The sequence below is a fragment of the Sphingomonas sp. Xoc002 genome, assembly GCF_050408055.1.
Lineage (GTDB): Bacteria > Pseudomonadota > Alphaproteobacteria > Sphingomonadales > Sphingomonadaceae > Sphingomonas > Sphingomonas yabuuchiae.
The window spans coordinates 1,457,150-1,474,382 of sequence record NZ_CP191175.1; the positions used below are offsets into that span (position 1 = coordinate 1,457,150).

The following is a 17,233-nucleotide window of genomic DNA, read 5'->3' on the forward strand; positions in this document are numbered from 1 at the left end:
TGGAGCCGCTCGCCGCCGCTGAACCCTATTCCCGCCCGTCATCACGCTTTCGCAGCGGACCTTCGTGCCCTCGTTCGATCCCCAACGCCTCTATGGAGATAAGGTCATGAGATATTTCAGCGGCTTGTCGGTCGCCATGGGCGCGTTGCTGATGTCGACGCCGTCGCACGCGCAGTCCGCCCCGGCGGCGGTGGCGGCGCCGCGACCCGTGGCCGTCTCGGTGGATGCGTCCAAGACGGTCGGGGCGTTGCCGCCGTCGTGGCGGTTCTTCGGAGCCGACGAACCGAATTATGCGACGATGAAGGACGGCGAGAAGCTGCTGGTGCAACTGGGCGACCTGCGGCGCGGCGAGGTCTATTTCCGGGCGCACAACCTGCTGAACACCGGTGACGGTACACCGGCGTTCAAATGGGGCAGCACCAACATCTATCGGGAGGCCAAGGACGGCAAGCCGATCTATGACTGGACCAATGTCGACCGCATCATCGACACCTATATCGCGCGGGGCGTCAAGCCGTACCTCCAGATCGGCTTCATGCCGGAGGCGATGTCGACAGCTCCGGCGGGGACGCCGTACCGGCATAACTGGCGTCCTGGCTTCGACTATAAATACATCATCACCGGCTGGGCCTATCCGCCCAAGGATTATGACAAGTGGCGCGAGCTGGTCTATCAATGGACCCGCCACAATGTCGAACGCTATGGCCGTGCCGAGGTCGAACGCTGGTATTTCGAGGTCTGGAACGAACCGAACGGAGCCTATTGGCAGGGCACGCCGGAGGAGTTCTACAAGCTGCACGACTATGCCATCGATGGCGTTCGCCGCGCGCTGCCCACGGCGCGGGTCGGCGGCATGGATGCGGCGGGGCCCGGTGGCAGCTTCATGGACGGCTTCCTGCGCCATGTGAGCAGCGGCAAGAATTACGCGACCGGCCAGATCGGAACGCCGACGGACTTCCTGGCCTTCCATGCCAAGGGGGATCCGAAATTCGTGGACGGCCATGTCCGCATGGGTCTCGACGTCCATCTTCGCGGCGTGAACGGCGGCTTCGACAAGACGCTGTCCACGCCAGCGCTGGCGTCCAAGCCGGTCGTGATCGGCGAAAGCGATCCCGAGGGCTGCGCGGCGTGTCCCGGCCTCAAGAACGGCTATCGCAACGGCACCATGTACTCCAGCTATACGGCGGCCAGCTTCCCGCGCATCTGGGCCCTGGCAAAGCGGCGCAACGTCAATCTGGAAGGCGTGCTGACCTGGGCGTTCGAGTTCGAGGACCAGCCCTGGTTCGCGGGGTATCGCCAGCTGTCGTCCAACGGCATCGACCTGCCCGTGCTCAACGTGTTCCGCATGTTCGCGAAGCTGGGAACCGACCAATTGGCCGCGACGAGCGATGCGGAACTGCCGCTGGACGAGGTCATGGCCAAAGGCGTGCGGGGGCAGGCGGATGTCGGCACGCTCGCCACGCGGACCAAGGACGGCCAGGTCGCCGTCCTCCTGTGGCACTATCACGATGACGACGTGCCCGGCCCGAGTGCTGCGATCCGCCTGACGATCCGGGGCGTTCGTGGCCGGGCCCCGACGGCGACGCTGTTCCGCGTCGATGAGGATAACGCCAATGCCTTTTCCGCCTGGAAGAAGATGGGATCGCCGCTGAATCCCAACGTCACGCAATATGCCGCGCTGGAAAAGGCATCGGCGATGCAGCCGCAGCCCATCACCCTGACGGCCGAGGCGCGCGACACGGTTACCACGTCGATCACGGTGCCCAGACAGGGCGTCGCGCTGGTCGTGTTGAATGCGCGTTGATACCCCGATTGCCACACGGTCATGGGGGATCGCGCTGCTGGTGGCGACGGCGATCGCCATCAGCTATCTCGATCGACAGACGCTGCCCTGGGTGATCGGGCATATCCAGAAGGATATCCCGATCAGCAACCAGACCAAGGCGCTGCTCGATTCCGCGTTCCTGGCGACCTATGGCCTGATGTATCTGGGCGGCGGCTGGCTGCTCGACCGGGTGGGAACGCGGGTCGGCTTCGTGGCGATCATGGCGTTCTGGTCGCTGGCGTGCGCCAGTCATGGGCTGGCGGGCGGGGTGGTGGCGCTGGTCGCCAGTCGGCTTCTCCTGGGCATCGGCGAGGGCGGGGGCTTTCCCGCCGCCACACGGGCCATTGCCGAGCGTTTCACGCCCAGCGCGCGTGCGACCGCGATGGGTATCGTGAATGCCGGGACATCGGTCGGCGCGGTCATCGCCCCGCCGCTGATCGCGTTGCTGCTCGCCCAGGCGAACTGGTTCGGCCTGGCGAGCTGGCGCTGGGTCTTTTTCGTGACCGGCGCGCTGGGGCTGGTCTGGGCGGTGTCGTGGGCCGTATCCTATCGCGATCCGCGCCCGGAGGCGGCTTTGCCGGACCATCCCACGAAGGTGCCGACGGTTCGTGCGCTTCTTGCCCGGCGTGAGGTCGCCGGTATCGTCGGCGCCAAGTTCCTGAGCGACGGGGCCTGGTATTTCTACCTGTTCTGGCTGCCCAAATATCTGTTCGAGGTGCATCATTTCGACCTCAAACAGGCCGCCACGCTGGGCTGGATTCCCTATGCGGCGGCGGGGGGCGGCAGTATCGGCGCGGGCTGGCTGTCGAGCCGACTGCTCGCACGCGGCATGTCCGTCAACGCCGCCCGCAAGATCGCGCTGGCCGCCTGCGCCGCGTGCATGCCCTGGGTGATGCTGGTCCCGCAGGCGCAAACGGTGGGGATGGTGCTGGCCATCTTCAGCCTGGCCTTTTTCGGCCAGCAAGGCTGGTCGACCCTGGTCATGACGCTGCCGACTGACATGATCTCGCGCGCGGCGCTGGGGCGTCTCGCGGGGTTGGTCGGCATGGGCGGCGCGTTCGGCGGCATCGTCATGGGCCAGGCGGCGGGGTGGGCGCTCGACCATGGCCATGGCTACGCCCCCGTGCTGGCGGTCGCCGCCTCGCTCCATGTCCTGGCCTTCGCGCTGATCTGTCTGGCGGTTCCGCGCATCCAACAACTCGACCGTGAAGGAAACACCGCGTGAAGATCACCGAAGTCCGCACCCGCGTCGTGCAGTGGAAGGGCCGCACGCAGGCCCTGCCGCCCCATTTCTGCACCAATCCGATGGATGCCGTTTCGCCCATGCTCTCGCCCGAGACGATGGGCAGCTTCACCTTCCACGGCTGGCTGATCGTGGAGATATTCACCGATACCGGGCTGGTCGGCATCGGCAATGCCGCGCTGGCCCCGATCGTCGCCAAGCAGATCATCGACGGTGCGCTGGCACCGCTGCTGATCGGCAGCAATCCGTGGGACACCGAGTTCCTGTGGCAGCACATGTACCGCAAGACGATGGCGTTCGGGCGCAAGGGCGTGGTGATGGCCGCGATCTCCGCCATCGACATCGCGCTGTGGGACCTGATGGGCAAGGACGCTCGGCAGCCCTGTTTCCGCCTGATGGGCGGACGCACCCGGCCGCATATCCCCGTCTATGCCAGCCGCCTCTATTCGGTGCCGCTCGACGAGCTGGCCGAGGAAGCCCGACGCTACAAGGCGCAGGGCTTCGGCGCGATGAAGCTGCGTTTCGGCTGGGGCCCGGACGACGGTGCGGCGGGTATGGCACGCAATGTCGAGCTGGTGCGGACGGTGCGCGAAGCCGTGGGCGATGAGATCGACGTGATGGCCGATGCCTATATGGGCTGGAGCCTCGACTATGCGAAGCGGATGATGCGGCTGATCGAACCGTTCAACCTGCGCTGGCTGGAAGAGGCGATCATCCCCGACGATATCCATGGCTATCACGAACTGCGCCGTTTCGGCTCCACGCCGATCGCGGCGGGCGAGCATGAATTCACCAGCTACGGCTTCCGCCAGCTGATCGAGGCTCGCGCGCTGGACTACATTCAGTTCGACACGAACCGTGTCGGCGGCCTGACCGCCGCCCGCAAGATCCAGGCGCTGGCCGAGGCGCATGGCATCCCGGTCGTGCCGCATGCCGGGCAGATGCATAATTATCACGTCGTGATGGCCAGCCTGAACTCGCCGATCGCGGAATATTTTCCCAAGGTCGACGTGGAAGTGGGCAACGAACTGTTCTGGTATATTTTCAAGGGCGAGCCCGTCGCGCAGGATGGCTATATCAGGCTATCCGATGATCTTCCGGGCCTGGGACTGGAGATCGACGAGGCCGCCCTGTCGGAATTCGAGGTGACGCAATGACGATCCGCAACGTGGCCCTGCTGGGCCTGGGCATCATGGGCGCTGGGATGGCGCGCCAGCTGCTGGAGGCGGGGTTCCACGTCACCGTGTGGAACCGCTCGAAGGACAAGGCCGCCTCGCTGGCGGCGGCCGGGGCGTATGTCGCCGAGACACCGGCCGATGCCGTGGCGCAGGCCGATGTCGCGGTCGGAATGCTGTCGAGCGACGATGCCTCCCGTGCCGTCTGGCTGGACGGGGGCGCGCTGGCGGCGATGCGGCCCGGCAGCATCCTGATCGAGGCGAGCACGCTGACGATCGACTGGGTGCGCGAGCTTGCCGCCGCCGCCAAGGGGCGCGGTATCGGCTTTCTCGATGCGCCGGTCACGGGAAGCAAGGTGCAGGCCGCGTCGGGGCAGCTGCGCTTCCTTGTGGGGGGTGCCGCGTCCGATGTGGAGACCGCCCAACCCGTTCTGGCGGCGATGGGCAGCGAAACCATCCATTTGGGCGATACCGGCAGCGGCGCGCTGTTGAAGCTGGTCAACAATTTCCTGTGCGGCGTGCAGATCGCCAGCCTGGCGGAGGCCGTCGCGATGATCGAGCGGAGCGGGCTGGATGTCGACCGTGCGGTCGGCCTGCTGGCCAGTGGCGCACCGGGCAGTCCGCTGCTGGGTGCGGTCGCGGGGCGGATGCTTCAGCGTGCCTATGACCCGCAATTCCTGATCCCGCTGATGGCCAAGGACCTGTCCTATGCCCAGGCGGCGTTCACTGCGCAGGGTATCGATCTCGCCAGCGCCGCTGCCGCACGCGCCCGGTTCGAGGCGGCGGCGGCCGCCGGGCGGGCGAACGAGGACATCGCCGCCGTCGTCGAGCCGCTTCGCCCCCAGCATTCCTGACATCCGTCTTCCGCGTCTTTGCCAAGGATTTCATCCCCCGTGTTTCATCGCATCCCACCCTTCGTCCTGCCGCTCGCCACGCTGGCGATGACCCTGACCGCCTGCGGCAAGGCGGAGGAAAGCAGCTCCACGGCAAGTTCCGCGGAATCGCCGGTCAATTACGGGAACGCCAAGCCCGCGACGTCCAAGCCGTTCCGTACCGAGGCGATCGCGACGTTCGACGATCCCTGGGCGCTCACCTTTATCGGCAACGACCGCATGCTGGTCACCGAAAAGCCGGGCAAGCTGTGGCTGGTGACGAAGGCGGGGGCCAAGACCCCGGTCGGCGGTGTGCCGACGGTCCATCATGAAGGGCAGGGCGGCCTGCTCTTCGTTATCGCATCGCCGACCTTCGCACAGGATCGTCAGGTCTATCTGACCTATGCGGAGCCGGGCGAAGGCGGCGACGGTCTGGCCCTTGCGCGTGCGACGCTGATGGAGGGGGCAGGGGGTGCCTCGCTGGCGAACCTGTCGGTCATCTGGCGGCAACTGCCGCGCGGTGCGGGTGGGCAATTCGGCGGCTATATCGCCTTTTCGCCGGACGGGCAGCATCTGTTCCTGACGGTGGGCGAGCGGCAGCGTTTCACCCCGGCGCAGGACCCCGATCAGGCGCTTGGAAAGATCCTGCGCCTGACCTTGGACGGCAAGCCCGCGCCCGGCAATTCGGCGGCGGGCAAGACCGGCGCGACGAGCATCGGCATCATCGATCCGCCCGAGGATACCGTCGCCGCCGCCACCGCCAAGGTCCGGCAGGCTACGATGCCCGCGCCCAACCTGACCCCGGCGGAAACCTGGGTGAGCGGCCTGCGCAATCCCTACGGCCTCGCCTTCGACGATCAGGGGCGGTTGTGGGAAACCGAGATGGGGCCGAAGGGCGGCGACGAACTCAACTTGATCGAACCGGGTGCCAATTACGGCTGGCCGCTGGTCTCCTATGGCGACAATTACAACGACAAGCCGATCCCGCGTCCCGACACCAAGCCGCAGTTCCGGCAACCGGCGCTCTATTGGAACCCGGTCATCGCACCTGCGGGCTTCACCTTCTATCGGGGCAACATGTTCCCCGAATGGCGGGGTTCGGCCTTTGTCGGCGGACTGGGATCGAACCTGCTGGTGCAGATCACGTTCGACGGCATCAAGCCACGGGAAGCGGCACGCTGGGACATGGGGGCCCGCATCCGTTTCGTGACGACCGGTCCCGATGGCGCCTTGTGGGTCTTGGAGGATGGCGATGGCGGCCGGTTGCTGCGACTGTCGTCGCGACGCTCGGCGTAAGTCGCCGGATCGCCGGGCCGGGGGAAGATCGCCCGGCGGTCTTGCTCACGCTTGTTGATGGACACCGTCCGTTCCCGCTCTTCAGGGCGGAGCGGACGGTCGTCATCTCCGACTGCCCCGCAGCGGGCTGGGACGTGCGCCCCGACAGACGGTCCGCCATGCCAATCTGCAACCGGCCGCGTTCCAAGGCATTTTGTTCCATGAGCGCGGTGCCGACAGTGATCGATTAATGAAATCTGTCAGGCCCGAAAAATCGCTTGGACAGCGTCTTGTCCGATGCGGCACCTTCGCTCCCATAGGAACACCGGTTGGAAGAGGACACCGACATGGCCGATTATGAACAGCCCAAGGGCAGCGGTTGCCCGATGGGCGGCAAGGGCGGCGGCGAGGTCAAGGCACGGTCGCTGCTGGGGCGGACCAACAAGGACTGGTGGCCCGATGCGCTGCCGATCGACATGCTGCACCAGCACGGCATCTCGCCCGATCCGATGGGCGAGGATTTCGACTATGCCGAGGCGTTCAACACGCTCGACTATGCCGCGGTGAAGGCAGACCTGCTCGCGCTGATGACCGACAGCAAGTCCTGGTGGCCGGCGGACTATGGCCATTATGGCCCGTTCATGATCCGTATGGCCTGGCACGCCGCCGGTACGTACCGCGTGACCGATGGGCGCGGCGGCTCGTCCTCGGGGCAGCAGCGTTTCGAGCCGCTCAACTCGTGGCCGGACAACGGCAATCTCGACAAGGCGCGGCGCCTGCTTTGGCCGATCAAGCAGAAATACGGCAAGCATATCAGCTGGGCCGATCTGTTCATCCTGGCGGGCAATGTCGCGATCGAGAGCATGGGCGGCCCGACCTTCGGCTTCGCGGGCGGCCGCAAGGACGTCTATGCGTCGGAGGGTGACACCTTCTGGGGCGCCGAGGAGCTGTGGGTCGACGAAGGTGCGCAGACCCGCATCACCGAGGAACTGCCCGAACTAGAAGGACCGCTCGCCGCGATCCAGATGGGCCTCATTTACGTCAACCCCGAAGGTCCCGGCGGCAATCCCGATCCGCTGACCTCGGCGCGCGACATGAAGGCGACGTTCCAGCGCATGGCCATGAACTCGGAAGAGACGGTGGCGCTGACCGCCGGTGGCCACGCCTTCGGCAAGGCGCATGGTGCCAAGCCTCCCACGGGCTTCAAGAACCCCGCCGCGGAAGCGATCCACCAGCAGGGTCTGGGTTGGCTGACCGACAGCGAGGAGATCGGCCAGGGCCATATCACGACTTCGGGTATCGAGGGTGCCTGGTCGAACAATCCGACCCAGTGGACCGGCGACTATCTGCGGTTGCTGTTCAAGTACGACTATGAGCTGACCCAGAGCCCGGCGGGTGCCAAGCAGTGGACCCCGGTCAATCCGGATCCGGAGGACATGGCCCCCGACGCGCGCGACCCGAACAAGCGCGTGCCCACGATCATGACCACCGCCGACATGGCGCTGAAGATGGATCCCGAGTTCCGCGAGATCGCGCTGCGTTTCCGCGACGATCAGTCGGCGCTCGACGATGCGTTCGCCCGCGCCTGGTTCAAGCTGACCCACCGCGACATGGGGCCGAAGATCCGCTATCTCGGGCCGGAAGCTCCCGAAGAGACGCTGATCTGGCAGGATCCCGTGCCCGAAGGCACTGCACCGTCGGATGCGGCCGTGGCTGCGTTCAAGGACGCGGTGCTGTCCAGCGGATTGACGGTCGCACAGCTGGTCAAGACCGCCTGGGCTTCGGCATCGACCTATCGCCGGTCGGACCATCGCGGCGGCGCCAACGGTGCCCGCATCGCGCTGGCGCCGCAGAAGGACTGGGCGGTCAACGAGCCCGAACAGCTCCAGACGGTGCTGGCCAAGCTCAACGAACTGCGCGGCGACATGTCGCTGGCCGATGCGATCGTGCTGGCGGGCTCGGCGGCGGTCGAGAAGGCGGCGCGTGATGCCGGGTTCGACGTCAGCGTCCCGTTCCTGGGCGGTCGCGGCGATGCGACGCAGGAATGGACCGATGTCGAGAGCTTCAAGTGGATGGAGCCGCAGGCCGATGGCTTCCGCAACTATCTGAAGACCCGCAACCCGGTGAAGACCGAGGAGCTGCTGCTCGACCGGGCGGCGCTGCTGGGGCTGTCCGCACCGGAGATGACCGTGCTGGTCGGCGGCCTGCGTGTGCTAGGCGCGAACTTCGGCGATGCGCCGGAAGGCGTTCTGACCGATCGTCCGGGTCAGCTGACCAACGACTTCTTCGTCAACCTGCTCGACAATGATACCTTCTGGGATCTGGTCGATGCGTCGAGCGACGAGAAGTTCATCGGTTACGACCGTGGCGGTCGCCAGGAAAAGTGGCGCGCGACCCGCACCGACCTGATCTTCGGCTCCAACTCGCAGCTGCGCGCGACCGCCGAGGTCTATGCCGAGAACGGGCATGAGGAAAAGTTCGTGCGCGACTTCGTGCGGGCCTGGGTGAAGGTGATGAACGCCGATCGCTTCGACGTGACCGCCAAGCCGGTGTCGGCCAACCAGGCCAGCTAAGCCTGTCGATTGCCTTGCGGGGGGCGCGGTGCGCCGGACTTATGTCTGGGCACCGCGCCCCTTTTTTGTGTCCGCTGCGCCGTCCGATAGGGGAGGGGCGAAGAAACGGCTTCGTGCGCGTCGATGCGAATGCTATCCCGAGGCTCGATCAGAGGATGATATGGCGCAAATTGCTGGTTCCGGCGAATATGTTATCGATGAGGTGCAGAAGATCGTCCGGGCGCATGTCCCCGGGGCGACCTGCGCGCTGCTGGACTATGGCAAGCGGATCGGATGCGGTGAGCTCGACGAGCATGGCAATCTTCACGAGATGCGATGGTTGCGTCGCGAACTGGACGACGAACAGGTCGCCAAGGACGCCGCGCGCATGGCGCGCTTGATCGCCGAGGCCAATTCCGGCTGATTGGGGCTTGAGCTCTCCCCCGAGCGTCAACATGCGCCCTGTCTTTCCCTCGCCCCTCTTTGAGGGGAGAAGGAAGGAAGCAGCAATAATGACCTGAGATTAAACCACCCCTCCCCTTCAGGGAGGGGCAGGGGGTGGGGCGCTTCCACAAGCACGGCGTTCGTGGAAAGGCCCCACCCCAACCCCTCCCCTGAAGGGGAGGGGCTCACGTTGCTTCAGTGTAATGCTGTCCTGCTTCAGGCGGCGATGGCATAGCGTCGGCAGTGTTCAAGATAGCCGGTTTCATGACTGCCAGAGAGCGTGACGACGCTTTCCCAGAGCCATGACGGCGTGTCGAGCGCACCGCTCCGATCCGCTTCGATCATCGCCAGCCATTCGGAGCGTGCGGCTGCGTCCATCTGACGCGCATGGGCGGTCCCGACGACGAAAGCCAGATGTCGGGCGGCGCGAACCGCCTCGCCCTGGCTGAACTGATCGACCTCCAGCTTCATGTCGTGCGGGGTCAGTTCGCGGATGAAGAGCGAGCGGTCCAGCATCGTGACGGGCATCATCCGCTCGCCGAGATAGGGGGACAAATGGCGGGCCGCGGTCACCACCCGCTCCGCAGGGTCGCTCGGCATTTTTGTGCCGGGCGCTGCGGGAGCGATGGGGGCAATCGCTTCCTTCAGGTCGACCAGCGCGTACGACCAGTTGCCCTTGCGTGTCCGGAGCGCCACGATCGCGGCGTAGCGCAGCAGCCCGAGCGAACTGCACCCCTTCATCCAATAGGCGGCGTCGACCAGCCGGACTTCGCGGTCCTGCGGCTTGCCCTTCAGCGACAGGACCATGGCACCGACCCGTTCGTCGGCGAACAGCGCGGTCAGCGCCTCACGCTCCTCGGGCGAGAGCTCCCAGAATTTCTTGCCCAGCGGAATGCGCGGTTCGACCGCGTCCAGCCTTTCCTTGGCCAGATGGCGCCAGCGCCGCCCCAAGGCCTCGCGCTCGACGCTGCGGACGATTTCGGAGTCGAGGTCGGGATCGTCGCGATCGGGACCGCGGAAGGCCGTGGCATAGCCTTCGACCATCGCCTCCATCATGCGCATGGTCACGACACCGGGCAGGTCGGAGCCGCGCGCCGCCGTGGCCAGCGACAGGCCGAGCCGGATGAGGTCATGCGCGGGATTGCCGATCACGGCCTGATCGAGATCGCGGATCTGGATTTCCACCGAGCCACGGCCATTGGCGACCGGCCCCAGATTGCCCAGATGGCAGTCGCCGCAAATCCAGATCGCCGGTCCCTGCGGCACCCGCCGCGCCGCCTTGGACGCTGCCAGCCATTCGTAGAATTTCGCCGTGTTGCCCCGGACATAGGCATGGGCGGATCGCGCCATCTTCAGCGTACGTCGGGCTTCGAGAATGGCACTGCGATCGGCGGGAAAGGGCATGTGTAATGGGACCTCGAACGAATTACTCCACGACAACGCGACGGCGCGCCGAAAGTAACAAAACATTGCCAGCGGCGTGACTTGGGCTGTCGCCGAAGTAGCGATGTTGAGCCAGTACGAGTGTCGGGTTGCGGTACGCTATATCGTATCATAAGGCGGCGACTTCATGTCGGTCCCCTCTGAAAGTGCTGCCTTGCAGACCAAGCGTGCTCGTCTTTCCGCCCTTTTGCTGCTGACAACGGCAGGCAGCCTGAATGCGCAGCAGCCCGCGCCCCTGCCGCCGACCCTGCCATGGTCCGGGAAGAGCCAAGCCCTGATCGCAAAGGCGGGCGATCCCTGGATCACCCCGGCCGAGGCATCGGGTTTCCAGACGACGCCGCGCTATGCCGAGGTGAGGGCATGGCTCGCACGCCTGCAAGCGGCGTCGCCCTTCATCCGCGTCGAGACGTTCGGCCGCACCACCCAGGGGCGCGAGATGATCTATGTCCGCGCCAGCAAGGGCGGTTCGGGCAAGCCGGTCGTGCTGGTGCAGGGCGGTATCCACTCGGGCGAGATAGACGGCAAGGATGCCGGGCTCATGCTGCTGCGCGATATTGCGCTACGCGGGAAGGACAGCCTGCTCGATCAGGTCGATCTGGTGTTCGTGCCGATCTACAATATCGACGGGCACGAACAGAGGAGTGCGTACAACTATCCGCACATCCGAGGCCCCGCCGAAAAGGGGCGGGATGCCAATGCGCGCAATATCGACCTCAATCGCGATTACGCCAAGCTGGATGCGCCGGAATCGCGCGCGATGATCGGCCTGATCCGGGCGCTCGACCCGATCCTCTATATCGACTGCCATGTCAGCGAAGGCTTCGACATGCAGTATGACGTGACCTTCACCTATGCGGGTTGGGGCACCTATGCGCGGCACCGTGCCACCGCCGACTGGCTGGAGGGGCGCTTCGGTCCGGCGGTTTCGACCGCGCTGACGGCGGCGGGGCATATTCCGGTCATCTATCCCAGCCCGATCGATACGCGGCACCCGGAAAAAGGCATACGCTACAGCCCCGAAGGGCCGCGCTACTCGACCGGCTATGGCGATTTCATCGGCATGCCGACCGTGCTGGTCGAGAACCATATGCTCAAACCCTATCGTCAGCGGGTCCTAGGAACCTATGTCCTGCTGGAAGCCGCGCTGAAGGTCGCCGCCACCGATCGGACCCGGATCGCGGAGGCCAAGGCGGCCGACCGGGCGAGCCGCCCCACCGAGTTGCTGACGCGGTGGGAACCCGCCGCCGCGCCGATCGGCTGGATCGAGAATTTCAAGGGCGTCGCATTCGACACCTATCGCTCGCCAGCCTCCGGGCGCGACGAGCAGCGTTGGCTGGGCAAGCCGATCACCTTTCGAATGCCGATCATCGGGCAGCAGCCGGTCGAAACCGTGCGTCTGCCCAGGGCCTGGTGGATTCCACCCGAGCAGACCGAGGTGATCGAACGGCTCCGCCTGCACGGCATCCGGTTCGAGACGATACGGGCGCCGCAGACCCGCAAGCTCGACCGGGTCCAACTGATCGACCCGAAGCTGTCCCAGCCCAATGAGGGACGCTATCCGATCACCGCACGCTTCGCCCATGCCAGTGTCGAGCAGGAGATGCCGGCGGGCAGTGTCCGTGTTCCGGCCGATCAGCCGCTGGGCTTGCTGGCCGCCGCCCTGCTGGAACCCGAAAGCCAGGACTCGTTCCTGGCCTGGGGCTTTTTCCCGGAGATGCTGGCACCGGCGCCCAATACCGACGCCTATGTGCTCGCCGCTCTGGGAGAGCAGCTTCTCGACACCGATGCCGATGTGAATCGTCGCTTCGAGCAGAAACTCAAGGACGAGCCTGCCTTCGCCGCTGACGCGGACGCCCGGCTGGCTTGGCTTTATGCCGAGGCCGGGCCGGGGCATCCCTATCCGTTTCGCTACCCGATCGCGCGCGAGGTGGACTGACGCGCGGCGTCAGACCGCGCGCGCCCGCTCCTCGACGATACGCTCGAGCATCGACAGCGGCATCGCACCCGCTTCCAGCACGTCGTGGAAATGCTTCAGGTCGAAACGGCTGCCAGCGATCGCCTTGGCCCTTTCGCGGGCCCGCAGCCAGGCGGCATGGCCGATCTTGTAGCTGCAGGCCTGGCCGGGCGAGACGCAGTAGCGCTCGACCTCGCGCTGCGAACGGCCGGGGGCGAAGCCGACCGTGTCGACAAGATATCTGGTCGCCTGGTCGTGCGTCCAGCGCTTGGTATGGATGCCCGTATCAACGACCAGTCGCGCGGCGCGGAACAGGAAGGACTGGAGATAGCCCGCGCGCTCGACGGGTGAGGCATAGCCGCCCAGTTCGTCGGCCAATTGCTCGGCATAGAGCGCCCAGCCTTCGAGATAGGCATTGAAGAAGGCGATCTTGCGCAGCGGATGGGTCGGCGCGCGCTGGGCGGTCGAAATCTGAAGGTGATGGCCCGGCACGCCCTCATGATAGGTCAGGCTGGGCAGCGTGTATTTGGGCCAGTCGTGGACGTTCTTGAGATTGATCCAGTAAATGGCCGCGCGCGAACCATCGAGCGGGGCGCGGAAATAATAGCCGTTGGGCGCGCCGTCCTGGATTTCGGGCGCGACGCGGCGGATTTCCAGCGCGGCGTTGGGCGGGTTCGTGAACGCCTGGGGCAGGCGAGCCTGCATCGCCTTTACGCTGGCGTTGAGGCTGGCGAGCAGTTCGGCACGACCGGCGTCGTCATCGGCGTATAGCTGCGCAGGCTGGCGGTTGAGCTGATCGAGACGTGCGCCGACGCTGCCTTGCGTCAGGCCCTGGCCGCGCAGGATCGTGTCGAGTTGGGCGGTTAGTTCGGCGACCTGTTGCAGACCCATGCGATGCACCGCATCGGGTGACAGGGTGGTGGTGGTCGCCTGGGCGAGCGCCGCGGCATACATCGCCTCGCCGTCGGGCAGCGCCCAGATGCCCGCGGCGCTGCGGGCCGAGGGGCGGAGCGAGCGCAGCAGTGCGATCTGGCGGTCGAGCGCGGGATAGACCTGTTCCGCCACGATCCGGGTCGCGCGCGCCTTCCAGTCGCCACCGATATTCGCCGCGTCGGTGCGGCGGGTCAGCGCCTGGACCAGCTGGCTGTCGGCGGCGGCGGGGGAACGGAGCTTCGCCATCTGCCCCAGCGCGAGGTCGAGCGAGAAGTCGGGCGCCAGGCGGCCCTTGGCGGCTTCACGCCGCTGTACGTCGGTTTCGTTGTCGAGCTGACGCCCCATCAGCGAGAGCCGGTCGAGATAGGCCTCGGCATCGTCCGCGGTCTTCACCGGATGGGTCGAGGCCAGGAAGTCGGGCAGCGAGAAATACACGCCGTCCTGCTGCGAGATCGGATAGGGCCCTTGCGGCGAGGACAGGCCGAACTGCTCCGGGCCGATCATGTTCGACTTGATGTTGTAGAGCACGACCTCACGATCGATCCGCGCCTGAGGCGACAGCGAGGCGGGGTCGATGGCGGTGACGAGGGCAAGCGCCTTGCGGCTGCGGGCCAGGTTCTTGGCGATCGCGCCATAGCTGTTGTCGCCCAGCTGATGGCGGAGATCGGCATTCCGGCCCGTGTCCAGACCCAGCGAAGTCGCGAACTCGGGTGACTCACGTACCGTCTCCGCCAGGACCTGATCGAAGGCGGTGTTCAATCGCGCGTCGCCGGACGCCTGCGCGAAGGCGGACCGCGCGGGCAACATGGTCAGCCCGGCGGTGGCCGCGCCGGACATAATGAAGTTGCGACGATCCATGCCGTTTTTCCCCGTTATAAAGCTATTTACGGGAAGCTAGGCGACAAAGTGGCTGCTGGGCAAGCGGGGCTTCGCACAGCCGGTGTGATCCATGGGTGCCGTTCCACCGTCATTCCTCCCCCTTCAGTGGAGGAATGTAAAGAGAGGTCCAATCAGAACGTGGGGACTCGGCCTAACGGTGGCCAGGTGCCTGCACGGCAACGCACCATGAATGCCCGTCAGTCCGCCGCCGCCGCAGGCTGCTTCGGCTTGACGTAGCGGTCGAGCCAATCGGTCATCTGCCACAGCGTTTCCTCGGTCGATTCCAACGCGCGATAGCCGTGCGGTTCGTTCGGCAGGACGACATAGCGGACGGTTGCGCCATTGCCCTTCAGCGCGGCGTACATCCGCTCCGACTGAATGGGGAAGGTGCCGCTATTGTCGTCGGCACCGCCATGGATGAGCAGGATGGGCGCCTTGATCCGGTCCGCATAGGTGAAGGGGCTCATCTCGGTATAGGTCGGCGTCGCCTGCCAGTATGTGCGCTGCTCGGCCTGGAAGCCGAACGGGGTCAGGGTGCGGTTATAGGCCCCTGATCGCGCGATCCCGGCGCGGAACAGGTCGGTATGGGCCAGCAGATTGGCGGTCATGAACGCGCCATAGCTATGCCCGCCGACTGCCATGCGGGTCCGGTCGGCGACGCCCAGCTTCACCACCGCGTCGACCGCCGCCTGCGCATCCTCGCGCAGCTGTTTGACATAGGTGTCGTTCGCCTCCGCGCCGCCCTCGCCGATGATCGGCATCGCCGGATTGTCGAGGATCGCATAGCCCTCGGTCAGCAGGAACAGGTGGCTGATACCGCGCGGCCGCACGAAGCGATTGCCCTGGTCGACCGTCTGTCCGGCGACCTTGGCGTCGGTATATTCGGCCGGATAGGCCCAGAGCAGCGTCGGCAGCGGGCCGTCGCGCTTCGCATCGTAACCGGCGGGCAGATAGAGAGTAGCCGACAGCGGCACGCCATCGGCGCGATTATAGGTGATCGTCCGCTGGGTAACGCCCGCGAAGACGGGGGCGGGGTCGGCAAAGGTGGTGATCGCCTTCGCCCCGCCGCCCTTGACGGTGCGGATGACGTAATTGGGGGCGAGCGTCGCGCTCTCCCGCCGGGTCAGGATGCGCTGGCCCTTGTCGTCGAGCATCGCGACGACCGGCTCGTAATAGGGGGCCTTGGCGGTCCAAAGCCGCTTCTGCTCGCCACCGGCCAGCGTCATGGTGGCGAGGAACGGGAAAGCCCCCGCCTTGGTCGCGCCCTCGCCGGTGACATAGGTGCCGTCATGTCCGGGCGTGAAGCGCATCACCGGCTTGCCCGCCGCATTCTCCTCCAGGATCGGGCGGCCCGGATCGCCATATTGATCCTGATAATTGCGGGTCAGCAGCATCCGGCTCTGCCCCGGCCGCGACGGCGCGACGGCCAGGCGGTGTTCGGTGCGGCTCCGCCATTCGCGGTCGACGACCATGGCGAAGCCGTCATCGCCCCACATCGTCATCGCATAGCGCGCCGGGGTCTGGGCCAGTTCGACCGGCGGCGCGTCGAAGGGGGCGGCCTGCATCATGACCTTGTCGTGGAAGGCGATCTTCACGCGCGGATTGCCGCCGTCCAGCGCCTCGGCCCAGACCAGGGTCGCGGGCGCGTCGGACCGCCACTCCGCCTCACGCGGCCCCTTTACCGTCGCGTCGAAATCGACCGGCAGGTCGTCGGCCAGCGGGCGGTCGACGAGCGTCTTCACCGGCTGTCCATCGATGGTCGAAACCGCGATTTCGGTCGGGAAGAAGCGGGCGGGCAGCAGATAGGAATAGGGCCGCTTCAGCCGCTCGGTCAGCAGATAGCGGCCATCGGGCGAGACGCTGAAATCACGGATCAGGCCGGGCGTGCCGATCGGCCGGGCGGTGTCGTCCAGGCCGATGCGGACGAGCTGTCCGGTAAAGTAATGGTCGAACAGCGCCTCGTCATGTGCATCGCCGAGCAGATCCTCATAGGTGCGCGCAGCCGACGTCCGGCCGCTGCTTTCCTGCACGATCGGCCCGGTCGGCGTCGTCGCGGCGGGGGGCGGTGATCCACGCCCGGCAGGAACCGTATAGGCGACCAGCGACCGGCTGTCCGGCATCCAGACGAACGGCGTGCCGAAGGCGCCGTTCAGCCCCCGTGCGACCGCCCGCACCCGGCCATCGCGCTCGGCGACCCAGAGCGACAGGCCGTCCGTATCTTGCGCATAGAAGGCGAGGCGACTGCCGTCGGGCGACCAGTCCGGCGACGCGAAGCGCATCCCGGTGGGCAACTGGACCGCGACGGTCCGGCCGCTGCCGATGTCCTTGAAGCTCAGCGCGTTCAGCCATTGGACGCGCACTTCGGCCTGGCCATTGGTCGCGGGATCGATGCGATAGCCGCCGAGGCGCAGGATCGGCTTCGACAGATTGGCGATCGTCGGCAGGTTCTCCCGCCCCAGGATCGCGAGCGTGCGGTGGTCGGGACTGACCGCGACGGCCGGGGTCGGCGGGTTTTCCAGCGCCTTCGCGATAGCATCGGGTGCGCGGTGATAGGTGGTGCCGGGCGTCTGCGCATGGGCAGTGGTGGCAAGCAGCAGAGTGATCAGGCAGGCACCAGCGCGCATTCGTAACCCCTTAT

11 protein-coding genes are annotated in these 17,233 nt (G+C 66.2%); 8 read left to right on the plus strand and 3 right to left on the minus strand.

The window, feature by feature from the left end; genetic code table 11:
- Positions 1-106 precede the first annotated feature (106 nt).
- The 7 genes from ACQR50_RS06645 (at position 107) to ACQR50_RS06675 (ending at position 9,366) form a co-directional block, all read left to right on the plus strand.
- Positions 107-1,804, plus strand: coding sequence for a GH39 family glycosyl hydrolase (locus tag ACQR50_RS06645; RefSeq protein ID WP_428970287.1), 1,698 nt, complete (start codon positions 107-109; stop codon positions 1,802-1,804).
- Entirely contained in the window at positions 1,794-3,050 is a 1,257-nt protein-coding gene (locus ACQR50_RS06650) for an MFS transporter (protein WP_428970288.1), read from the plus strand. Before ACQR50_RS06645 ends, ACQR50_RS06650 begins: the two co-directional genes overlap by 11 nt.
- Positions 3,047-4,225 (plus strand): L-rhamnonate dehydratase, encoded by a 1,179-nt coding sequence (locus ACQR50_RS06655; RefSeq protein ID WP_428970289.1) that lies wholly within the window; start codon positions 3,047-3,049, stop codon positions 4,223-4,225. Before ACQR50_RS06650 ends, ACQR50_RS06655 begins: the two co-directional genes overlap by 4 nt.
- A complete protein-coding gene (locus ACQR50_RS06660) occupies positions 4,222-5,097 on the plus strand; it encodes an NAD(P)-dependent oxidoreductase (protein WP_428970290.1) in 876 nt (291 codons plus the stop codon). Before ACQR50_RS06655 ends, ACQR50_RS06660 begins: the two co-directional genes overlap by 4 nt.
- A 39-nt stretch (positions 5,098-5,136) precedes the next feature.
- Positions 5,137-6,411 carry a PQQ-dependent sugar dehydrogenase gene (locus ACQR50_RS06665; protein ID WP_428970291.1) on the plus strand — a complete coding sequence of 425 codons (1,275 nt, stop codon included), beginning with the start codon at positions 5,137-5,139 and terminating at the stop codon, positions 6,409-6,411.
- Between the two features lie 326 nt (positions 6,412-6,737).
- On the plus strand, positions 6,738-8,963 hold the full coding sequence (katG, locus tag ACQR50_RS06670; RefSeq protein ID WP_428970292.1) for a catalase/peroxidase HPI: 2,226 nt from the start codon (positions 6,738-6,740) through the stop codon (positions 8,961-8,963).
- Positions 8,964-9,123: 160 nt separating this feature from the next.
- Positions 9,124-9,366: a hypothetical protein gene (locus tag ACQR50_RS06675; RefSeq protein ID WP_428970293.1), complete on the plus strand. Its 243-nt coding sequence runs from the start codon at positions 9,124-9,126 to the stop codon at positions 9,364-9,366.
- Between the two features lie 236 nt (positions 9,367-9,602).
- Here ACQR50_RS06675 and ACQR50_RS06680 read toward each other — a convergent pair whose 3' ends face one another.
- Positions 9,603-10,790 (minus strand): DUF2252 family protein, encoded by a 1,188-nt coding sequence (locus tag ACQR50_RS06680; protein ID WP_428970294.1) that lies wholly within the window; start codon positions 10,788-10,790, stop codon positions 9,603-9,605.
- 166 nt (positions 10,791-10,956) lie between these two features.
- Between ACQR50_RS06680 and ACQR50_RS06685 the strand changes: the two genes are divergently transcribed.
- Positions 10,957-12,765, plus strand: coding sequence for a M14 family metallopeptidase (locus tag ACQR50_RS06685; RefSeq protein ID WP_428970295.1), 1,809 nt, complete (start codon positions 10,957-10,959; stop codon positions 12,763-12,765).
- Positions 12,766-12,774: 9 nt separating this feature from the next.
- Here ACQR50_RS06685 and ACQR50_RS06690 read toward each other — a convergent pair whose 3' ends face one another.
- Both ACQR50_RS06690 and ACQR50_RS06695 read right to left on the minus strand, forming a co-directional pair.
- Complete coding sequence (locus ACQR50_RS06690) at positions 12,775-14,574, minus strand: DUF885 domain-containing protein (RefSeq protein ID WP_428970296.1); 1,800 nt, start codon at positions 14,572-14,574, stop codon at positions 12,775-12,777.
- Positions 14,575-14,792: 218 nt separating this feature from the next.
- On the minus strand, positions 14,793-17,219 hold the full coding sequence (locus tag ACQR50_RS06695) for a S9 family peptidase (RefSeq protein WP_428970297.1): 2,427 nt from the start codon (positions 17,217-17,219) through the stop codon (positions 14,793-14,795).
- Between the last annotated feature and the right edge of the window lie 14 nt (positions 17,220-17,233).